The sequence below is a fragment of the Endozoicomonas arenosclerae genome (genome assembly GCF_001562015.1).
Lineage (GTDB): Bacteria > Pseudomonadota > Gammaproteobacteria > Pseudomonadales > Endozoicomonadaceae > Endozoicomonas_A > Endozoicomonas_A arenosclerae.
In genome coordinates, this window is record NZ_LASA01000158.1 from 1 (window position 1) to 21,547 (window position 21,547).

Sequence of the window (21,547 nt, forward strand, 5' to 3'; positions counted from 1 at the left end):
CCTGAAACAAGTGAATGAAGAGCAGTGGTTGGAACTGGTCTTGTTGGCGACTTATCTGTGGCACTATTGGGCTGATCTGAGGCCAAGAGTGAGAAAAATCATAAGGACAAGTTGAAAATGTAATGCGCCGGAGAGGGTTTTATAAGTTCTCTCCGGAATAGTCAGAGTCTGAAATTACTTGAACTGCGTTTATGGGTTCAAGTCCGACAGGCTGCTAGAGGGAACTTTTATAATATTGCTCTGTCTAAATCTCTGCAGTGAGTGTTTTTCGGATAATTGTTGGCTTAAACAGGGAGGTGAGAGTCATGCATGGAGTTCCATCGTCGCACAGAGCGTTGCCCTATTCCGGGCCAGCCCCAACGCCGCCTCCGAGAAGAGAGTCTCTACCGTCTTCTCAACCTCCTGTTCCCCCTCCGGTACCTCCCAGGAATAGAAGACCATCAAATTCTGCTGCACAGCCTGCCAGCTTTAGCTTTGGTAATTTACTATCCATGGGCATTGGTGGTTTCGGAACTGCCTGCAGCTGCTATCTCTTTTCATCAATAGCGTTTATGCCTATGGCAGCCATGGTTCTTGCTTTCAGTTTACCGCCTCTGTTTTTAGGGTTTACCTGCTCTGCATTCTTTCGTGGATTATTCGGTCCTGTATAGAATCAATTCAAGCCAGAAAACGGTTAAACAAAGTTCGATTATTTTTTTTAATCAGAAGTTGATTAGCTTTTTTTATTAAACCTTACGATTTTTTTTCATTAATAAAAAAACAGTGGAAATTAATATAAAGCTTCAGTGAATTTATTGTTAATTAATACCTTTGTTAATAGAACAAAACGAACTCTGTGTTACGTTGATTTCGCTCTCAAATGAGTTTTGATTGTATTTGATGGCAAACCTATTCCCTTTCTTTTTGTATCGAAGTGAGTGAGTTGGTTTTTCTCTCCGGGGGGGTATTCGAGTAGGAAAGGGAATTCTTTAAGAAAAAATTTCAAGACATGGAGAATCAGAGATGAAAGGCTTAAAGGGTGCATCAATGGCTCTTGTTGCAATGCTTTCTTTGGGGGCTCAAGCAGCAGACGTAAAAAACTATCAGGCCTCAACCTGCGAAGTAGTATCTGGCGATAATTATAAATACAGCCAGTATTTCGGCTATATCCAGAACAATTCTACTACCAACAAACTGGTTGTTACCTGTCCTCTGGTGCGTGACGACACCATTGCGAACAATACCGCTTCAAATGGTTGGATTCGGGTCAGGGATCAGCACAGTACTGAAAATGTCCGCTGTGTATTTTACCGAGTCAGCAGCACCGGTACTTCTGCTTCCGGTTCTGTGAAGTATTCTGCAGGGACTTCCTTTACAACCCAGAAGTTGACCTTTAATAACCTGAATGAAGGACCAACAGAAGACACTATGCATATGTATTGCGAAGTGCCTGCAAAGCAGGCGGGTGCTTCTGCATCCGGTGTTTATTCTTATTCTACAAACGAGTTGTAACGCTTGATTGATTAAGAATAGCGGCGAGTTAGTTGTCAGTAGACTGCTTGCCGCTTCCATATTGTTTGACAGGGATTGAAGAAGAGAGCTAAGACATGGATAAGCCAAACATAACGACTTTAATCATTGCCGTTACATTCTCTCTTGGATTAACACTGGTTTTGAATCTGTTCTTTACTAAAAGTGGGCAGGATGGGTCACTCAATTCCAGAGATGCAGCAACGCTTGATTTCCTTGAAAAAGAGTTGAGCGAACTTAATAAGCGGTTGGATCAACAAAGTGATCTTGAAACAAGTTTTTTTACACAGCGCCAGGAAACAATCGATCCCGCGATTATTGCTCAGGAGATTAACCTGCTGCATCGGCGTCTTGATGAAATAGAGGTCAGACAATCTGATCACAAACAAGAAACTTTCAGATCAGAAAATAAAGAGAGTGCAGCATACGCTGATTCTGAAACGCTCCAAAGCAGTGAAGAGATAGCAGAAAGTCTGGAAGAGGCTCATTATGCCCAGGAGGTTAATAGAGGCATAGAGCCTGATATCGCTGCCACGCTCTATGACGACTTTCAGGACAACCAGTTGGAAGGAGTGGATCTGGAAGGGGTTAGCTGTCGATCAGAAAGCTGTATGGTGGATATCCGTCTCAGAAACGAAAGCCATGTGGACGCTGTGCTAGATAAAGTGATTCGTAATATTGATTGGGATCATCAGCACACTATGGTGATGAACGGCGACAGCATGCAGATACACTTCAGCCTCCAGGGTGGGCAGTTACCCTGAGTTTATCCGGTAAACCTCGATACCTGTCAATGCTCGCTGGAGAATAGCGTTTTGAGCACTGGCAGGTTGTACCTGATTCAATAACTCCCTACTATCTTCTACGACAAGGCTTTGCCAGGTATGGGTGAAAAGCCTTAGTGACGCTCATCGGAATCATGAAAGTGGTTGTACTGTCTGACAGAGCGGGAAATAAAGAATAAAAACAACAACGAACAGGTAGGGTTCATGAAACGCCGTAACTTTCTTGCATCCATCGGATTGGCTGCAACCGCGTCTCTCCTTGCTGGCTGTGGTGAGCCAGACATTTCTGCAACAACAACTTCTGCAGCGCCAGCCGAGCCTGCTCAACAAACCTATGAATGGAAGATGGTCACTTCCTGGCCGAAAAACTTTCCGGGCCTGGGTATGGGACCTGAGCGTTTTGCCACGCTTGTTGATCAAATGAGCGACGGTCGTCTTAAGGTTAAAGTTTATGGTGGTGGTGAGCTAGTGCCTCCCCTTGAAGTCTTTGATGCCGTATCGAATGGCACAGCTGACATGGGGCACAGTGGTGCTTATTACTGGAAGGGCAAAGAGCCTGCTACCCAGTTCTTTGCTACCGTTCCTTATGGTTTGAATGCTCAGGAAGTCAGCAGCTGGATTCATTACGGTGGTGGTCAGGCCCTCTGGGATGAACTCTACAAGCCATTCAACCTCAAGCCGTTTGCGGGTGGAAACAGTGGGGTGCAAATGGCGGGCTGGTTTAATAAAGAGATCAACTCAGTAGAAGACCTGAAAGGTCTGAAGATGCGTATTCCAGGAATGGGCGGTGAAGTCTTCAAGCGCCTGGGTGGCGTGCCAGTTAACCTGCCTGGAGGTGAGATCTTTACCGCTTTACAGACAGGAATCATTGATGCAACTGAGTGGGTAGGCCCATACAACGACCTGGCTTTTGGTCTCTATAAAGCAGCCAAGTATTACTACTATCCAGGCTGGCATGAGCCAGGCACTGTACTGGAGTTTACAGTGAACCTGGACAAGTGGAATGCCCTGCCTGCTGATCTTCAGGCCATTGTCACTACTGCGGCCCGTGCTGTGAATCAGGACATGATTGACGAGTACACAGCTCGAAACAACGCAGCACTCAAACAGCTGGTGGAAGAGCATGATGTGCAGCTGAAGAAATTGCCTGACGATGTTTTAAAACAGTTGAAGACGATTTCTGAAGACGTGGTGGCTGAAACTCGAGGCGACAGTGAGCTGGCAAAACGGATTTATGAATCCTATGACGCCTTCCGCCAACAGTCTGTGGAGTACCACAACATCTCCGAAGTGGCTTACTACCAGGCCAGGGATCTCTGACTTTCTCCTGTCAGTGATCCAGACCGGTAATTTCTGAGAAATCCATGGCTTTCAGAGCAGGTATCAGGGAAGTCATGGATTCTTCGGAACCGGTGTAAAGGAAACAATGCTCTACAGGACCTTCATGGTGAGCATGATGTTCTGCCATTAGGTCAGCTACCCTGCGGGCTATGGCTTCTCCGGAATCAATCCAGGTAACAGGCGCTGGAACAACGGAGTCCAGAAGCTCCTGCACCAGCGGGAAGTGAGTGCAACCCAGAACAATACAGTCAGGCCAGTTATTACCATTGAACAGTGGCTCAACAATTTTTTTCAGTTCATCGGGGTTAATGGCCTCACCACGCAAATGCTGCTCTGCAAGATGCACCAGCTCACTGCTCCCCACCCGAATTACTTCACAATCACCGGCAAAATCCTGAATCAGTTGATCGGTGTAATCCCTTTCAACGGTGCCGGGCGTTGCCAGCAGGCCGATGCAGCGCTTTTTTGAAGTTTGGCTGGCGGGCTTGATGGCCGGGACAACACCGACAATAGGAATATCCAATAGTTGCCGAGCCTTGGGAAGAGATATGGTGCTGGCTGTATTGCAGGCAATGATGGCCAAAGCAGGCTGATATTGGGCTACCAAACGGGTAAGACAGTAAGTGGTTCGGTCCACTACATCACTTTCTGGCTTAGGGCCGTAAGGAAAGCCTTCATTATCCGAGCAGTAAACAACGGACAGGAAAGGCAATTTTTGCCTGATCTCCTGATAAATACTGAGACCTCCGACGCCGGAGTCGAAAATCACGATAGGCTTTTGCTGCATGGGATGAATGATGGTACCAGTGAGCTGAATGTAAACAGCATAGACTAGAGCGTTTGTGCGCCTTTGCAAACAGCCATAAGTCAAAAAATAGCTCTGGGGTACGCTACCTGTAAGAATGCAGTTTCTGGCTGACAGATGGCTGAAACCCTACAGGGAAAACGCTTGAAGAATGTACCTACTTATAGGTATCAGGTTGGAGAAACAGGGGTAAAGGCAATTTCAGGGTGGAAAGATATCTATATTACGGTATGGTTGTTTTCCATACATCATTGCTGTGGTAAAAGCGATGCAAATCACTTCAGATTTTAATCAAAAAATCGCCAAATTCCCCGCCTCTGCTACCTCTGTCCTCGAGAAGATTCCCGCTCAACTGGGTAAGCTCGATGCTGCTCAGGTTGAGGCTTTAAAGATAACTCTGGGCCTCTCTTTAGAAGAGCTCATGATTCAATTGCTGCCTGTGGCGGCTTCCCTGAGTGTTGCTGAGATCTCCGACTTCCATGTAGGTGTTGTGGCTGAAGGTCTGTCAGGTTCCCTTTATCTGGGAGCTAACCTGGAATTTACCGGACTGCCATTGAAAGCGACAGTACACGCTGAACAGTTTGCTGTTGTAAATGCCTGGCACAGAGGTGAACAAGGTCTGAAGCGACTTGTGGTAAATGAAGCGCCATGCGGTCATTGTCGACAATTTCTCAATGAATTATGCAGAGCAGACCAGTTGCAAGTGATTGTTCACAGCGACTCCAGGGATTCTGCCCAACATTATTCGATAGGTGATTTGCTTCCGGATCGTTTTGGACCGGCTGATCTGGGTATGGAAGACGGAGCTCTGATGTGCGATCTGAGTTATCCAATGGATCTGCCTGCTGAATTCGAAGGCGACGAACTGGCAGAAGTTGCTTTGTTCGCGGCTTCAAAAAGTTATGCTCCTGTCTGCCAGAGCCGTGCAGGAATAGCTCTGAGACTTAAAAGTGGACGTATTGTAACCGGTCGGTATGGTGCCAATGCTGCCTTTAATCCAGGCGTTACCGCTATGGAGTCTGCTGCTGTAAATTGGCGCCTGGCTTTGCTCCAGAACCCTGATGACATGATTGAAGAAGCGGTCATGGTGGAACAGCCGACCAAGTCATCCCAGAAAGAACTGGCCGTTTCTTTTTTGGACAAGTACGGTATTGCCCTTCGCTACATCCAGCTCTGATTCAGAGTTGGATATCGCCGCTTCCTACCGCTGACAACGATTTCGGGATAAACTGAACGTATAGGTCAGCAAGGAAGCGAAACTCTTGAAGATTAATCCGTCTTCTACTTCTACTGCCCTGGATTATGGCGAGAACCCGAACAAAAGCTCAGGTGACCAGGGTAAAGGTGCTCAACAGGGTGATGATGAGTACCAGCCAATTGTTCCCCATGAAGAGGGCGGGCCTGAATCCGCTCGCAATCTCAGATCCCGCAAAGCCTCTAAAAAGCGTAAGAAAAAACGCAGTAAAGCCAGAAAGCTTGCCGAGCGCCGTGCCCGGCAAAAAGAAGATGGTGAGAATGAGGAAGATTCAGGCTCCTAGCTCAGCCAAGCATTAATACCTGAATATACCTTGTCGAAGGATGCTGCTGATGCACTTCGACAGGCTCAGTGCGAACGGTACGGTGAATAACACTTAGCTGCTCTAGATATCATCAATATTGATGAATAAATCTTGCTCTCTGGATGACATACCTTTCGGAAGCCTTCCTTTGTTTGAAGGGTCGATGATAGTCTCTTCGTCATCGTCCGGCAGCCAGGTATCCGCGTCAAAAGTGGTTACAACTGTTCCGGTTTCAGGAGGTCCCTGATCAGGAGCAGTGGGCGCTTCTGGTGGTGCGGATGGTTTTGGTGAAGCTTCCTTTGAACCTTCAGATTCACCACCCACAACATCCAGCAGTTGTCTGCCATTTCTTCGGCCTTGAACTGCGTCTCGTGTCAGCAAGGCATTTCCTGATCTTTCCTGATCAGATCTTAACTGAGCATCCCGCTCATTAGCATCATCATCCGGAGGTGACTGAAAATAAGTTTCATCATCCTCAAACTCATTTTTTGCTGCTGGAGGTGTTCGGGAGTAATCGGTTTCTCTGGGCTTTTCACCATCACCATCGTCTCCAGAGTTTGAACCATTGCCTATCCCGATACCGCCATTGCTGGTGTTTCCAACCCGAAAGTTAGTGAATCCGGCAGGAGCAGGTTTATAGGCCGTCTTTTTCTTACCCCCTTTTTTACCATCCATAGGCTCATCGGAGTGATAAGGGTCGCCGATTATGGCTGCTTTTCCCTGTCCCGAATAAACCAGCCAGGCAAACTGACTGAGTGGAATACAGTAGCTGCTTCCCGTACAGAAGCTGGTGTTTAGTGAGGTTGGAAAAAGATCCGTGCCAGGGAGCACATAATATTCATTCACATCACCTGGTTCGAGTGTGCCTCCCGGAAAGGTTGTTGCTCCTGCTAAAGAATACTCATTCAAATACTGGATCAGGCTTGTAATCAACTGAAGGACTTCCGGCATTAATGAGACGGAAGAGATAAGGAATGATTGGTGGGGATCAGAAAGCTCAGCATCACTGAATTCGGAAAGGATGAAAGTGTTCCCCTGAAAAGAAAAGCTCAGTGCATTGTCTTGAGAATCGAAGACTAACTTAATGTTGTTCAGGGTTAGAATATTCAGAAGTTTCAGATAATCCTGCTCTAATACAGAAGTTGTTTTCGCTAAACCTTCGGAAGCTTTAAATGTTGTGACAACAACACCATTACTGGCTTCTGATACCTGAATACGGGTGTTACCAGAGGTTGAAACATTCAACTCTAAAGAGGCTTTGGTTTCATTGTTGGGCATCTGTACTGGCAGATTAAAACCTGCCTGAAGCCACTGCGCTACATTGATTTCCAATACCTGTTGAGGAAGATCATTCAAGTCCACTGTTTTTGGTCGGGAAGGAGGCATCTGAAACCGGGTAGCATCCTGCCATTGCCCTGCTTCGCTGTAAAATGACACAAGGAGAGGGACTATCGGAAGAAACCGATACTGCATTTTAATACTCGCTCAAAGAATTTTATTTGTGATGACACTTTATTTAGCAGCGCTTGATTGAGATGCAAGAAGATAAATTTTTAATTATGTTTTTTGTTATTTGAATGGCTGCATTGAATCAGCAGTGTTGGGGAAATTTATTTTAATGAACGGAAAAAACAGCAAGAAAACGATTGGTTTTCATGCTTGTTGGGTCTTTCAAACGAAAATTGTGGCTGTATTCAGGGCTATTCATCCATCCCTTGATCTGAAGAGTTGAGCATTCCACGGCCCTGTGGTCATATAGCCCGGTTATTCGCAGAGAGTGGGCTGATGGGAAGTCAGGCTATGGTGAAATCAGAAAACTTTGATGTACTGGTGGTTGGCGCAGGTATGGTGGGGGCCGCAATCGCCTGCGCTTTAGGCCTGAAAGGTGTCCGGGTGGCGGTTTTTGATCGTGCTTTGCCTGCATCGTTCGAGCCTGATCAATTACCGGATTTGAGAGTCTCGGCACTGAGCTATGCATCGGAACAGATTCTGAAGAACCTGGGTGCCTGGCAATACATGGAAGCCATGAGAATGTGTCCATACCGGCGCATGGCTGTTTGGGAAAAACTGCATTTTCCGTCCGGCAGGGAGCTGGATAAGCGGCCGAATCAAACCGTTTTTGATGCAGCAGACATTCGTCAGGAGCAGCTGGGCTTTATTGTTGAGAACCGTGTGACTCAGTTGGGACTGTTAAAAAGACTGGATGAACTTAAGTCCGTCACACTGTTGGCTCCTGCCACTATCAAAAGCCTCAACCTTAAAGGCTCAAAGCCGGAAATAACTCTGGAAGATGACCGCCTGTTTACGGCAGATTTGCTCATAGGGGCTGACGGAGCACAGTCAAGAGTACGTGATCAGGCTAACATTCGTCTGGATACCCGTGAATATGAGCAACAGTGTCTGGTAGCTACTGTTGAGGTTGAAGGAGGCATGCAGGATATTACCTGGCAAGCTTTCACCAGGACTGGCCCTGAAGCCTTTCTGCCTCTGCCAGATATTGATGGCAAAAGTTATGCTTCCATTGTCTGGTATAACCTGCCGGAGAATGTCCAAAAGCTGATGAAGCTGTCTGACAGTGAATTTCTCGAAGAACTCTCCACAACCTTTCCGAAAGAGTTGCCACCGCTGGTCAAATTGCATGAGAGGGGCTTTTTTCCACTGGCTCGCCGTCATGCCATGAACTATTTCGCCAATGGGGCAGTATTGGCGGGTGATTCTGCTCACACCATTAATCCACTGGCGGGTCAGGGCGTTAATCTGGGCTTTCAGGATGTTGCCTGGCTGGCAGAAATACTGACAGATGCGCATGAAGCAGGGGAATCCCTTGGCAGTTCTGAAGTACTTCAGCGTTATGAAAAAGCTCGTAGACGGGATAATCAGTTAATGATGAGCACGATGGACGCTTTTTATCATGCTTTCAGTAACGACAATGCTCCGCTCAAGGTGCTGAGAAATGTTGCTTTGGGCATTGCCGGTAAATCAACACCTGCAGTGAAAGAAGTCATGAAATACGCCATGGGTATTTCAGGTCGCCAGGCGAAACTGGCTAAAGCTTCCTGATCCTTCTTGCCTGCCACAGGAAGCCCTTTCCTGTGGCGTCTCTACTCTCAAATATCTTTGATGCTTTTTTATTACAGACTCCGAAATGAATGAATGAAGTCCGTCATGGAAAATAGGCGGCGACTTCGGCGTTAGTTCGAAGCAACACTAAATATTCATTCCCTCATTGGATAGCACTGGAGTCATCCATGAAAAAAGTATTTACAGCTGCAGCGGTGATGACCGTTGCTGTTATGTCCTCTTCTGCCATGGCTGGAGACTGGTTTGTTGGTCTGGAAGGAGCAACAAACACGGATAAGGTAGAAGCTCAGCATAAGGAAAGTATTCCTGGGGGCACGCTTAAAGAAACTCGTTCCAAAGACTTTAAGGGCAAGAGCATTGGCATCCGGGTTGGTAAGTACATTGACGAAAATGTGCGTATTTATGCCTCTCTTAACAAAAGCTCCTGGAATGATGCGGATAAGTTTAATAAAGCCGTTAAGCGTGCCGGTGGTTCCAGTAAGTATCAAATTAAAGATCAGCAAAGTGTTATGGTTTCTGGTGATTATGTCTTCTTGAAAGACTCTCCTGTGCGTCCATTTGTAGGTGCAAGCCTGGGTGTGAACAGAGTTGAAGCCCTTGGCAAAAAAGACTCTTCCCTTGCGTACGGTGCACAAGCCGGCGTTCTGTTTTCTGCAGGACCGGTTGATCTCGAACTGGGTATGAAATACACCCGTTCCAATAATTCCATCAAAGCAAAGCATGATGGCCATAGTTTGGAGTTCACCAGCAAAGGTTCCAAGCAGGCCTACCTGTCTGCTGCCTACCGTTTCTGACAACCTGTTTTCAAGTTTGGACCTGCAAGGACTAAGGTCTGTTAATGAGTTACAGCCTCATTAACTCTCTGGCAGCTTGTTGTGTGTCTTGCTGCCAGTGACCGGGAAGCATGGATGTCGTTTCACCGGTCTGAACAGAGGAGAGAGCGTATCCACCCTCTTGATTCTGTTCTCCTGTGTGTGTGTAAGCTTTAGCCCGATCCTTTGATCGGGCTTTTTTATGGTCTGTCAAAAGAAGATGTTTTCAGAAACTGTTCAAGCGTTTGGCCCGGAGAAAATTTGTGGCTTTGCTCCGGGCTTAATAATCAACAAGTGAGATTACTTTTGTCTGTTCACTGCATCCAAAAGGGTTGGCAGTACGCTTTCAAATGCCATTGTAATAATACGGGGAGCCTGTCTTTCTTCCTGACTGCTGTTTATGGAGATAACGATACCTGTTTCTGGTTCGCCAACAGCTATCTGACCATGAATCCCGAGAAAAGCCAGAATCTTGTGGCCATGGATGTTAATCACTCGAATCTGATCCTGATACCAGGCATTTGGGAGCAGTTTGTATTCACTGCCCTGTTTCCAGGCATTGCGAACATCTTCATTGCCTGTCATCAGATTCTTAATGAATTTTTCAGGAATGATCTGCTCACCTCTGGTATTTTTGCCCCCGTTTACCAGTACATACATCATACGGTTGACGTCGCGGGTGGTTGCGTTAAGACCACCGGAAGCAACAATCTCGCCTTTCCTGCTGGACTGCCATTTGGCGTTGTTTTCAAAACCAACCCGTTTCCATAGCCTTTCTTCGATGACTTCTGACAGTGGCTTTTCTGCTACACGCTCAACCACAAGACCGAGCATTTCAGTATTAATGCACTGATAGTTATAAACGGTTCCTTCTTTTTCATCCGCAGCATCCACAAGCTGACCAAAATCCAGAACACTCTGCAGTTCCGGGTATTGGTTGTTACCATTCCAGTCCTGAGCCTGAGTCATTCGATCATCCCATAGTTTGCCTTCGGAGAAGATAATCTTGATCCCGGAGCGCATGTCTGCAACTTGCTGAACGGTTGCGCGGGAAAAACCTTTGGAGGCTTTCAGTTCAGGTAGATAGTCTGTGATGGGTCGAGACATATCGATCTTGCCTTCTTCAGCCAGAATCGCTGCGGCTAATGCCGTAAAAGACTTACTGATCGACATCTGGAGATGGGTTGAATTCTTGTCGTTACCGTTCCAGAAATATTCATCAATCAACTGACCATTTCTGGTGATGACCATCGATTCCGTATTCATACGATCACGAAGTATGACTTCAAGGTTGTACTCACCATCCAGATCTTTGGACCGAAGTCTTTTAAGATCCAACCCTTTTGCTTTTCCCAGGTCATGAGTGAATGAATCGTTTTTGGTTATCTCCATATAAGGGGTGAAGCGATAAGCATTTCTCAGGGTCAATTTAGCGGCAGAGCCGCTGTCCCAGTTTTGCTGCGTGATATTCAGCTCAGCGGCTTGCTTAACAAATTCGGTGTCGACGGGGTGATAAGTGACTGCCTGTACAGAAGCAGCAGATAGACCAATAAGAGAGGCGAGAAGTTGTTTTTTCACAATAGAAGTCCAGTGAAAGGATCAAAAGGGAGTAAAAATATTCAGCCAGAAAATGCAGGTAGACATTCATGGGTCTTTTTCGGAACGCTCCCTGTCTTTGACAGTCGTGCTCTGTGGTAGGCAAGTAATGCGTGTAAATACTTCTAACAAGCCAGCCTTGCACTGACCAAAAGAATGAACATTTAGGAATAGTCCTGAAATAATTTCCTTGTGGAACCCTTCTCAAACCCGTTCGGGCTGAGCCTGTCGAAGCCCAATGCCACGACCCTTCGACAAGCTCAGGGTGAACGGAATCCCTATGTAAACCGGGAAGTTATTTCAAGACAAATCCTTACCTGTGGTTAATAGCTGGATGGTTAATTGCAATCATTCAGGATCTCTGTGGCTCTATAGGCTGGCCGCATAACCCTTTCATTTTGTCAGGGGGACTGCCAGGTCGTGACAATCCCCCTGCCACTTTAAACATCCGAAATTGTCTTAAGTCCGGCAGGCTCCTAGGCAGATGCAGGATTTAAATCGGATATTCAATGACGCTTGAGTCTTCTCTATAAAGAGCAATCAGTGGGTGCAAGTTCGATACTGTCTGACTCAGTATGTAAACTGCATACCCACCTTCACTGAATCCTTGCTTTCTTTCTTTTTAGTGACCGTATTGGTCTTTCCTTTTTCTTCAAAACTGAATTCTACATAGGGGGTAAAGCTGCCAAGATCGGTGTAGGCGAACTTCACTTCATGGGTGTTACTGGATTTTTTACCGTTCGCAAACAGAAACTCATCCTGCTTGGCTTTTTTATGTACCCAATTGTATTGAGCAGTCACTTTTTCAAACTGATAGCCAAAAGTCAGGTCGGTTCTGTGAACTTTCCGAGTTTCTTCTTTGCCTTTTTCACCCCCGATAGAAGCCAAATCTTTGGATTCCAGCCCACCCATTTCATAACGATAACGGGCCGCAGCGTATAAGCCAAAGTCTGAGTTCCAGCCACCTTTCAGCCCCATTTTAGTGGTATCAATAGGGCGGTACTGATAACCGGATGGGCCATCGGCATACACTTTGTCTTTGAAGGAACGAGTGTAGGAAATGACGGGTTCCAGGTAGAACTGCTCGCCAATGTCATAACGATATTTAGCAGTACCTGTGAATTCTTTTGCACTGTTCTTGGCCGTATCAACTACATACTCACCGGTAATGGATAGGCCATTAAATTTGGCTCCTGCTTCCAGTGCATAGTCGTCACCTTTAACGTTCAGGTCGGCAACGCCGGTAACTTTAGAAAATGCAGGCAAAACGGCGCCAGCAGCCATAGCAAAAGCCAGAGCTTTAACGTTCATGCTTCCCCCTGGGGATTTGGATTGTGATTCAGAAAAGGGTCTGCTCAACCGAATTGAATCAATCAGATCAGCTGAATGAAGAACCGGATTTCAGGAATACACTGAGGTCAATAACTGCCCGCATGCTATCAATGGCTTTTGGTGGGGTCACAACAGAGTCTGTCTTGAAATTTTTCTATCTTGTCCAGAGCTGTGATTAATGAAAGATGTACTGAATTACATGAGTTAAAAGGTTGCTGCTATAAAACTGAAATACTTATACGTCATTATTTGTACAAAAATCGGATCTTGAGCGTTCATTGTTACTGAAAGCAGACACACTTTGACATGTTGCTCAATGAAAAATCAGGAGAATCAATCTTATAATTCCTTCACTAAAAGGAGATCGCTATTATGACCAATAAACTTCTATCCAGGGATCAGGTACAAAGTCTGGTCGATGCTAATGCTATGACTGCGCTGGACTTTCCAAAGCCCGTCAGACTGCCTTTTTCCAACTTGCCCTACTGGTTGAAGTCGGATATTCAGGAATGGCTGATGAACGGCTCTTTGAAAGAAGCTTCCTAGTCAGACTGGAAGGTATCACTGATCATCTTGATCATGCTTTGCATAACAGTGCCGGGTTGACGGCCTGAGCGCCAGAAAATGCCAACAGGCCAGCGATAAACGGCCTGAGGATGGTTGAGTATAACCAGAAGTCCTGAACGAATATCTTCCAGAACTGAGTGTTTGGGGCAGTAAGTCCAGCCCAGTCCTTTTTTCACAAGCTCGACGGCGACAGAATAGTCAGAAACCTGCCAGAAATTGTCAGACAGGCGATCGCTCTGAAAACGTGTCTGATCATGAATCTGTGAGCCTATCTGGCGGTGACAGAACAGATCCGAGACTTCCAGTTGCTCGTATTCTGCCAGTGGGTAATCCGAGTGACACACCGCAACAAAATCACAATGACCTGTTTGATGGCTGGCAAAACGATCAATGGGTACTTGCCCTGAAGTGATCAAAGCCATATCCAGTGACTGGTCTTCAATATTGCTGAGCAGTTCATCATCAAACCCGGTTTGCATGGTCAGGTTCAAAGTGGGGAACTGTTTGGCCAGCTCTTCCAGCAACGGCATTAAAAAGTCTTTTTTGAGCGCCTGATCAACGCCGAAAGTAAAAGATTGCTCTTCGTTATGCTGCATGCTGTGAGCTTTTCGCTCCAACAGATCCGAAGTTGTCAGGAGGGATTGGCAGGTGGGCAGCAGTGATTTGCCCGCATCGGTTAAATGAGGGGTATAGCCTGTCCGGTCGAGCAAAGAAACTCCCCATTCATCTTCCAGAGAAGCGATCCAGTTACTGATCAGTACCCGGGGCTTATTCATTTTTCGAGCGGCAGCAGAAATAGAACCTGTTTCCTGAGTCAGCAAGAAAGCTCTAACGGCTTCAATTTTCATAATCCTGGCCTGTTCGCTATCAATAACATTCTCTTTGCTCGAGATTAGTCTTCAGTCGACTCTTGCGATGCAAAGAATTATCAATGTTTATCCGAAACAGAGTATGAACCAGTTCTGAATATAGGAAGGGCAGGTGATTTTTGGCCTCTGATACTTACTCACTCATACTTTCATTTTGCAAAGTTATAAGCGCCTCAAGCACTCTAATACCTGCTAAATATCCGGAGTAAGCGGCTGTAATGGCTTGTCTGGGTAGGTCCGGCTGTTCCGAAACATCCCCTGCTGTAAATACAAGATCAAGGCAGGTGTTGCTCCAGGTGTAATCTTTTTCAAGATCTTCGAGGACTGCATTTTCTATATCAAGGCTTTCTGCCGAATATTCCAGTGTATTAGCGATAATGGCATCGACGCTTACCGTGAACTCACCTGTTTGGACATGATACTGCTCTCCAATTTTCGCTACGGTAATCGAGTCAGCCAATACAATGTTTACTGAAAGATGCTGCAGTTGTCTGGAAAGACCTTTGTGTAGCGAAAATTCACTTTTCAGAACCGGCCAGAAACTCTTCAGCATTTTCCTGTTGCCCGGATCAAATAGATAAACTTCAAAACCTGCCCTGCGAGCATAGAGGGCTGCAGTTTTACCACCAATTCCGGCACCGAGAACAGCAACCCTTCTTTTTTCATTGCGGAAGTTTTTTGTGACTGCTTTATGCAGAATTTGGGCACTGGCTGCACCTTTAGCCGCAGCCAGCAACCGAGTATTGAAGGGACTGTCTGCCGTGCCCAATGTTAGCAGGCGGCTTTTTCCCTCTGGATGAGACCATCTGTTTTGGTTGAAATCATAACGTTGAACGTAGCTCTTTTCGTTCAAGCAAACGTCAGGATAAATACTGGAATTAGGTTTTTGCCCGGTAGCTGAAAATACACCTGATACAGGAAGGGTCAAGCGGCCTCCTTTATGTCGCAGCGCGCTGGCATTCAGCAAACCATCCTGGTTGAGATAAACGGATTCCAGCTTGTGACCATAATAAAGGAATAGGGTATTTTTGCTACGATTCAGAACGTTGTAGAGATGTTCAATCATGGTCTCATCGGCTTTGAAGTGGTCACCTCGAACAGCAAGGTGAACCTTTTGAGCATTCAGGCTGAGCAGGCTGACAGCCTGTTCAATGGCTGAAGGGCCTCCACCGATCACCAGAACATCCTTATTGGCAAATCTGGGGCCGTCACAGTCGGTACAGGTAAAGACTCCTGTGCCTTTATGTGGTTCAAGATTTTTGGGGAGGTTAGGCTCAGCACCGGATGCCAGTATGACAATGTCGGCAAAATAAACAGAATTTTCACCCCGTAACTCTTTCAGAACTCCCTTGAGATCAGTTTCAACAATGTGATCTTCTATGATTGAGACACTGGAACTGGCACTTGCCTTATCTTCCATCAAACTCTGCAGCTTTGACCCTTTAATTAGCGGGCTTCCCGGCCAGTTCTCAATATTGCCTGCTTCTTCGAGCTGACCTTTGCTTCTATGACTTTTGATCACCTGAACAGAGACATTAGGATTGAATCGGGCAATCGTTTGAGCAGCGGTCATGGCCGCAGGCCCACCGCCGACAATGACGACAGAAAGCCTTGTCGCAGCTGGAGAACCCCCTGCCCAGAGTCTGAAGCTCAGGCAAAAGAGGCACAGCAGACAAGCCGCTGCTTTAGCGATGTTTTTATACTTCATTTTTTAAAGCGTTCAGCAATATGGCAGCTTGCTATAGAGTATTTTTTCTCTAATAACATGTATTGTTCTTTGCCGACCCTGGATTTGATCAAGCTGCCGGGTTCCTGAAAAGCCTGAATAAGCATCAGGCTGAACCTGTGGCGAAGAAAAATATTTCAGTTCACCTTCCAATAATAAGCGAGGATGAGGGAAATAATTTTCATGGTTAATAAAAAATAGAGCAGATTTTTTATTTGTGAATACGACTTATGAATTTAAATGTCCGTCCTGACTTTCAGATGCTCCCAATCTATTGGTTTACCGGTTTTTTTCCGTCAATTGGAAGAGGTTTCCAGTCAGATCCGTCATTTTAATTTATGTGGTGCACTATCGTTCAGTATTCAACACTAAAAGTATCAACGCTTCTCTGGCATGGCCTATAGAGTAATAATTACAAATATTGCGTTAAACACTGATGCCTCATTCTTGTCACCAGCGCTAGTCTTGTAGCTCACAATTTAATTTTTACATTCCTGTTGAGCATCTGATAATGAGGAAAATACAAAGATGAGGATTGCATTGTCGGCGCTGCTGAAAATTGCTGCCATCGCCTCCCTGGGCTTCTGGTGGCTCTGGTTGTTTATTGGCACAGCGTATTACTATGTGTTGCAGGGAGATACTCTCTGGGCTTCTGCACAGTCTGGAGCCGGTATGGCCCTGACCATTTTTGTGGTGGGTATGGTGAGCTGCCACTTGTCTGAAGTATTAGTACCCGTTGAAGAGTAATTTTTCTTCTGATGTGAATAGGGGCAGTCCAAAGAACCGCCCCTGAAAAGCTTTTGTTAATTAAAGCCTTAAAGTTTCATTGTCAAAGCCGCTGCCAGATTTCTGGCTGCCCTGACCAGATTTTCTTTCCCTTTTTTTAATGCCTGTTCCAGTGACACCGCTCCGTGCACTACAGGAAACAATGCATCGATACCCTGAGCGTAAACCGCGTCTACTCCCTGACCAACAGAGCCAGCCAGTGCTACTACCGGAAGATCTTCTGATTTGGCGATGCGAGCGACACCGACCGGTGTTTTACCCTGGGCTGTCTGGCCATCAATACGGCCTTCACCAGTAATGACAAGGTTGGCCCCTTTCACTTTTTCAGCCAGGTCGACTGCGGCCATGACAATTTCAATACCGGGCTCCAGTCGTGCGTTGAGGAAGCCCAGCAAAGCTGCGCCCATGCCACCGGCTGCTCCAGCACCAGGCACATCACGAACAGAGACATTTAGGTCCCTTTGCATGACGCTGGCATAGTGCTCCAGAGACTGATCCAGGGCTTCAATCATTGCTTGGGTAGCGCCTTTTTGTGGACCAAAAATGGCAGACGCACCGTTGTCGCCAGTCAATGGATTATCGACATCACAGGCTGCAATGATTTCAACCGACTTCAGACGCTGGTCCATTTTGCTGACATCAATCCGGCTGAGTTTGTCTAGCTGGCCACCGCCATATAGCAGCTCTTTGCCATTCTCATCCAGAAGACGAACCCCCAGAGCCTGCATCATGCCAGCACCACCGTCATTGGTTGCACTGCCACCGATTCCAACAATGATCTTCTCAACGCCCAGATCCAGTGCACTGTGGATCAGCTCGCCTGTACCAAAAGTGGTAGCAACCATTGGATTGCGCTGCTCCGTGCTGACCAGCTCAAGTCCTGAGGCTCTGGCCATTTCAATGACGGCTGTTTTGCCGTCACCGAGCACACCAAACTCTGCGTGCATCTGGTTGCCGAGAGGTCCGGTTACAGGCACTTCGATGAGGCGTCCACCGGTAGCATCAACCAGAGACTGAAGGGTTCCTTCACCACCGTCTGCTACGGGCACTTTTACGTACTCTGCATCAGGAATGATCTGCTTAAAGCCGGTTTCGATTGCTGCCGCTACCTGAGCAGCGGTCAGACATTCTTTAAAAGAATCCGGGGCAATGACAATTTTCATTGGGCTTTACTCTTCCCTGTCAGGCGATCTTCAGGATGCCGTAAATAATGGTAGACGTCAGAGCCATACTGAAACCGATCAGGGTTTCGTAAGGCACTGCCTTCAGTCGCTCTTTAATGTTCATACCAACACTGCCACCAGTGGCATGGAAAAAGCTGCCGTGGGGCATGTGGTCCAGAACAGTTGCACCGGAGTGCATCATGGCTGCTGCGCCCAGTGAAGGAATACCCAGAGCCAGAATAATAGGTCCAAATACATTGGAAGCAACTGCTGTACCAGCTGTGGTAGAAGCGGTTGCTGCAGACATCATCATGCCACTGAAAGGCGCCAGCAGGTAAGCCGGTAGTCCAGAGGCTTTCAGCAGGTCAACCAGGGAATCACTCAAGCCTGAATTGGCAATAATMCCCGCCAGTGTGCCGGTACCGATCAGCATAATGGCGACACCGCTCATACGCTGCAGGCCACCAATGGCAAAACTATTAATGTCCTTGAATCGACCCATGGCCAGGGCGCCGGCAGCACCACCCAGAGGCAGGGCAATCATAGGGTCAATGGCAATGCCGGCAATAGGGCGTAATGCAAGCATGGCGATGGCGACCAGAGGGGCGGTAAGTGCAGCCAACAGACCCGGACGGCGACAGTCTGCAGACTGATCAACCAGCAGTTCAGGATTCACCTTGGGGCCTTTATTGACCAGAGACTTGGCCACGATGTAAGTAACAATAATGCCGATCAGGGATGGCACCAGGTTGGCCATCATGACTTGGGTCAGGGGCAGATTAAAAGCGTCGGCTGCGGCGATGGTGTTGGGGTTCGGAGAAATAATGTTACCCGCTTTACCGCCTCCGACCATGGCGACCAGAGCAGCCAGCACGGAAATATTGGCTCGGCTGGCAATGGCCAGAGCAATAGGAGCCACTGTGATAACAGCAACATCAACGAATACGCCAGCTGCAGTCAGCAGCATGGTGGCAAGAATCAGGGCAATAACAGCCCGGGCTTCGCCTACAGCGTCAACAATCTTTTCCGCAATGACATTGGCTCCGCCGGATTCAATCAGAACACCAGCCAGAACACCGGCTGCCAGAATACGCAGCACGGAAGGCGTAATGCCTTTTACGCCATTAATCATCAGAGTCACACTTTCAGCCAGGTCGGCCAGACCAATCAGTGCACCCAGCAGGGCGCCAATCATCATGCCATAGGCGGGCGGAACTCTCCGAAGGATCAGGGCAATAGAGATTGCGAGACCACTCAGGGCCCCCAAGGTTGTTATTTGGATCATTGGGTTGCCAGCATAAAAAATAATTACTTGGAATGCTGGGCATTATCGGGATTAGCGTACTAAGAGTGATCGTGGTGTTGAACAGATTGTTCAATTATTTTCATATGAATTTTGTGCAATTGCACAATTTCGGATTTCATCCAGTCGCAAGGCAAAATGCAGGAAAATCAGATCGTCAAAGCGTCGGGGGTTTCTTCCCGTCAGCTGGTGGATTTTATCCAGTCGATAGCTAAGTGTATTACGGTGTATATGGAGCTTTTTGGTAGTGGCATTAGCGTCGGCATGCTGGTCGATATAGGTGCGAAGGGTTTTCCTCAAAATTCCGCGACTATCAATGTTTATAAGTGGCGCTGCAATGGACCTGAGTTCTTCTCCTTTCCAGCTTCCAACGTGTTCAAGCAGTAAACTGTCGAGTTGAAAATCAAAGTAGCGGTAAAGCTTTCTTTCGGGCTCCAGCTCCTGGCCAAGCTGCATGGCTTCTTGTGCGCTTTGATAAGAAAGAGGCAGACCTCTAAGTCCGGGAAGAAAACGCCCCAAAGCCACACGGTATTGAATTTCTCCCAGCTTTTCTATGCGCAGCATAAGGGACTTCAGAAATTTGAGAATATTATCCGGGTGCCAGGTAATGGAGTCATCAATAGTATGCAAAAGCACAATCTGTGTAGGGCAGATCAAAGCCACCAGGTCATCAGGGTGATTGTATTTTAACAATTGCTGGATGTGTTCGACTTTTTCAACCGGCAGGTCCTTGCCCTGCTCGCTTTTCAGGCTGAAAAGAATTGCGACTCTGGCAACGTGAGGGTTAATGCCCAGCTTGCGAGTTCTCACCTCAAACAGATCGTCGGACTCGGCTTCCCCATGAATCATCTCGGAAATGATGTTCTCTCTCTGTCGTTGATTCCAGTGAATCTCGGACATGACCGAAGCATTTTCGATCATCAGCTCGGCGGTCATGACCACCAGGTCGGCAAATTGAGAGACGTCAGATGGCTTGCCGGTTACACCAACAACACCTACTACTTCGCGGCGAAATCGAATAGGTCTGTTGATACCGTGCTGTACACCTTTAAGTTTGTCAGCATTGGTATCATCTATGTCGTACTGGTTGCCGGTCTCAAGCACCCTGACTGCACCTTCATGGATTTTATGAAGGCGGTTATTGTCTCCAGTGCCAATGATAATACCTGTCCTGTCCATAACATTGACGTTACGGCCGATAATACTCATGGCTCGATCGACAATGCTCTGGGCTACTGGTTCAGTCAGGTATACAGGCATAACATCGGGTACAGTAGGGTTAAGTTCTCAGGATATTAGCGCTTACAGCCATAACGGCCAATGCGCATTGACCCTAAAGATAAGGTTCGATAGTTTTCGCGCCTTTCGCGTGAAGAGTTCGTTTTCTTCACCTACAAGGTCCCGGACGTTCTGGCTCCGGGAAAATACGACAGCGGTTTAAAACGAGGCGTCGAAATGACAACGACCCGGGAATACCCTCTGCCGAGAATGCTGATCTTTTCACTGTTCTTCGCAGGTATGACCATCGCAGCTGTTCTGGCTGCAAAAATAATTACGATTGCCGGCTATGCCGTTCCTGCGGGGGTGCTTGCTTACGCGATCACATTTGCCTGTACCGATACTATTGGTGAGGTCTACGGAGAAAAAACAGCGCGAACCATGGTGCTGGCCGGATTCATTACCATGGTGGTGGTCACAGCGCTGATCCAGCTGGCAATCGTCTGGCCTTCAGCACCTTTTTGGGACGGCCAGGAGACCTACGAACAGATTCTGGGTAGCAGTGCTCGAATCATTATGGCCAGCCTGATTGCTTTTCTGTTCAGTCAGACTCTGGATATCTGGATTTTCAGTCGTCTGCGTAAAGCAACCAACGAAAAACATTTATGGCTTAGAAACAATGTATCGACCTGTACTTCCCAGTTAATTGATTCTGCTGTTTTTGTGGGTGTGGCTTTTTATGGTGTGTTTCCTATTGGCGAAATGATTATTGGCCAATGGATTGTAAAAATGTTGATTGCTGCTCTGGATACGCCTCTGGTTTATCTGGGTGTTTCTTTATTAAGAAAACACCAGAATGCTAAGGAACCTGCGAATAAGTCCCTGATCATGAGATAATAATCTCAGCAGCTTGATCAGAGGTAGTCATGGACCAACAACTCTCTTTTTCCGACAGTGAATTCAGCCAGAAGCGACGCAGAACTCGTAGGGAAATTTTTCTTGAAAGAATGGAGGTTCTGATTCCATGGAAACGCTTAGAGGCCGTAATCGAGCCCTATTACCCTAAGCGTGGCAACGGAAGACCTCCTTATCCTC

At 47.0% G+C, this 21,547-nt stretch carries 21 protein-coding genes; 11 read left to right on the top strand and 10 right to left on the bottom strand.

What is annotated here, in order from left to right; all coding sequences use genetic code 11:
- The first annotated feature begins 1,002 nt into the window (after positions 1-1,002).
- The 3 genes from WG89_RS23920 to WG89_RS23930 all read left to right on the top strand — a co-directional run bounded on the left by WG89_RS23920 (position 1,003) and on the right by WG89_RS23930 (position 3,614).
- Entirely contained in the window at positions 1,003-1,491 is a 489-nt protein-coding gene (locus WG89_RS23920; RefSeq protein ID WP_062270227.1) for a hypothetical protein, read from the top strand.
- A gap of 95 nt (positions 1,492-1,586) precedes the next feature.
- Positions 1,587-2,273 carry a hypothetical protein gene (locus tag WG89_RS23925; protein ID WP_062270228.1) on the top strand — a complete coding sequence of 229 codons (687 nt, stop codon included), beginning with the start codon at positions 1,587-1,589 and terminating at the stop codon, positions 2,271-2,273.
- Positions 2,274-2,498: 225 nt separating this feature from the next.
- The gene (locus tag WG89_RS23930) at positions 2,499-3,614 is read left to right on the top strand and encodes a TRAP transporter substrate-binding protein (protein WP_062270229.1); all 1,116 of its coding nucleotides are present in this window, start codon (positions 2,499-2,501) and stop codon (positions 3,612-3,614) included.
- Positions 3,615-3,624: 10 nt separating this feature from the next.
- Here the strand turns inward: WG89_RS23930 and murI are convergent, their stop codons facing one another.
- Positions 3,625-4,422: a glutamate racemase gene (gene murI, locus WG89_RS23935; RefSeq protein WP_062270244.1), complete on the bottom strand. Its 798-nt coding sequence runs from the start codon at positions 4,420-4,422 to the stop codon at positions 3,625-3,627.
- Positions 4,423-4,708: 286 nt separating this feature from the next.
- On the opposite strand from murI, the gene cdd reads away from it, so the two are divergent.
- Entirely contained in the window at positions 4,709-5,617 is a 909-nt protein-coding gene (cdd, locus tag WG89_RS23940; RefSeq protein WP_062270230.1) for a cytidine deaminase, read from the top strand.
- An 85-nt stretch (positions 5,618-5,702) separates the two neighbouring features.
- Positions 5,703-5,978: a hypothetical protein gene (locus WG89_RS23945; RefSeq protein WP_062270231.1), complete on the top strand. Its 276-nt coding sequence runs from the start codon at positions 5,703-5,705 to the stop codon at positions 5,976-5,978.
- A 102-nt stretch (positions 5,979-6,080) separates the two neighbouring features.
- Here the strand turns inward: WG89_RS23945 and WG89_RS23950 are convergent, their stop codons facing one another.
- Positions 6,081-7,436, bottom strand: a complete 1,356-nt coding sequence (locus tag WG89_RS23950) for a hypothetical protein (RefSeq protein ID WP_153301795.1) — start codon at positions 7,434-7,436, stop codon at positions 6,081-6,083.
- A 348-nt stretch (positions 7,437-7,784) separates the two neighbouring features.
- On the opposite strand from WG89_RS23950, the gene WG89_RS23955 reads away from it, so the two are divergent.
- Positions 7,785-9,059, top strand: a complete 1,275-nt coding sequence (locus WG89_RS23955) for an FAD-dependent monooxygenase (RefSeq protein ID WP_245662971.1) — start codon at positions 7,785-7,787, stop codon at positions 9,057-9,059.
- Positions 9,060-9,247: 188 nt separating this feature from the next.
- Entirely contained in the window at positions 9,248-9,874 is a 627-nt protein-coding gene (locus WG89_RS23960) for an outer membrane beta-barrel protein (protein ID WP_062270233.1), read from the top strand.
- A gap of 49 nt (positions 9,875-9,923) precedes the next feature.
- On the opposite strand, the gene WG89_RS23965 is transcribed toward WG89_RS23960, so the two are convergent.
- The 3 genes from WG89_RS23965 to WG89_RS23975 form a co-directional block, all read right to left on the bottom strand.
- Positions 9,924-10,106: a hypothetical protein gene (locus tag WG89_RS23965; protein WP_062270234.1), complete on the bottom strand. Its 183-nt coding sequence runs from the start codon at positions 10,104-10,106 to the stop codon at positions 9,924-9,926.
- A gap of 86 nt (positions 10,107-10,192) precedes the next feature.
- The gene (locus WG89_RS23970) at positions 10,193-11,470 is read right to left on the bottom strand and encodes a serine hydrolase domain-containing protein (protein WP_062270235.1); all 1,278 of its coding nucleotides are present in this window, start codon (positions 11,468-11,470) and stop codon (positions 10,193-10,195) included.
- 588 nt (positions 11,471-12,058) lie between these two features.
- A complete protein-coding gene (locus tag WG89_RS23975; RefSeq protein WP_062270236.1) occupies positions 12,059-12,799 on the bottom strand; it encodes an oligogalacturonate-specific porin KdgM family protein in 741 nt (246 codons plus the stop codon).
- Between the two features lie 393 nt (positions 12,800-13,192).
- Between WG89_RS23975 and WG89_RS30630 the strand changes: the two genes are divergently transcribed.
- A complete protein-coding gene (locus tag WG89_RS30630) occupies positions 13,193-13,366 on the top strand; it encodes a MerR family transcriptional regulator (protein ID WP_153301796.1) in 174 nt (57 codons plus the stop codon).
- Here WG89_RS30630 and WG89_RS23980 read toward each other — a convergent pair.
- Positions 13,363-14,235: a LysR family transcriptional regulator gene (locus WG89_RS23980; protein WP_062270237.1), complete on the bottom strand. Its 873-nt coding sequence runs from the start codon at positions 14,233-14,235 to the stop codon at positions 13,363-13,365. The two genes, WG89_RS30630 and WG89_RS23980, sit on opposite strands and share 4 nt — an antisense overlap.
- Before the next feature lie 154 nt (positions 14,236-14,389).
- On the bottom strand, positions 14,390-15,964 hold the full coding sequence (locus WG89_RS23985) for an FAD-dependent oxidoreductase (RefSeq protein ID WP_062270238.1): 1,575 nt from the start codon (positions 15,962-15,964) through the stop codon (positions 14,390-14,392).
- A 546-nt stretch (positions 15,965-16,510) separates the two neighbouring features.
- Between WG89_RS23985 and WG89_RS23990 the strand changes: the two genes are divergently transcribed.
- Positions 16,511-16,729, top strand: coding sequence for a hypothetical protein (locus tag WG89_RS23990; protein WP_062270239.1), 219 nt, complete (start codon positions 16,511-16,513; stop codon positions 16,727-16,729).
- Positions 16,730-16,797: 68 nt separating this feature from the next.
- Here the strand turns inward: WG89_RS23990 and WG89_RS23995 are convergent, their stop codons facing one another.
- The 3 genes from WG89_RS23995 to WG89_RS24005 all read right to left on the bottom strand — a co-directional run bounded on the left by WG89_RS23995 (position 16,798) and on the right by WG89_RS24005 (position 20,494).
- Positions 16,798-17,931: a glycerate kinase gene (locus WG89_RS23995; protein ID WP_062270240.1), complete on the bottom strand. Its 1,134-nt coding sequence runs from the start codon at positions 17,929-17,931 to the stop codon at positions 16,798-16,800.
- A 19-nt stretch (positions 17,932-17,950) separates the two neighbouring features.
- Complete coding sequence (locus tag WG89_RS24000) at positions 17,951-19,216, bottom strand: GntP family permease (protein WP_062270241.1); 1,266 nt, start codon at positions 19,214-19,216, stop codon at positions 17,951-17,953.
- A 90-nt stretch (positions 19,217-19,306) separates the two neighbouring features.
- Positions 19,307-20,494, bottom strand: a complete 1,188-nt coding sequence (locus WG89_RS24005) for a sugar diacid recognition domain-containing protein (RefSeq protein ID WP_062270242.1) — start codon at positions 20,492-20,494, stop codon at positions 19,307-19,309.
- A gap of 195 nt (positions 20,495-20,689) precedes the next feature.
- Between WG89_RS24005 and WG89_RS24010 the strand changes: the two genes are divergently transcribed.
- Together WG89_RS24010 and WG89_RS32315 are read left to right on the top strand one after the other, a co-directional pair.
- Complete coding sequence (locus WG89_RS24010) at positions 20,690-21,349, top strand: queuosine precursor transporter (protein WP_062270243.1); 660 nt, start codon at positions 20,690-20,692, stop codon at positions 21,347-21,349.
- 29 nt (positions 21,350-21,378) lie between these two features.
- The coding region (locus WG89_RS32315) for a transposase (RefSeq protein WP_062260605.1) at positions 21,379-21,547 on the top strand (169 nt) is incomplete at its 3' end.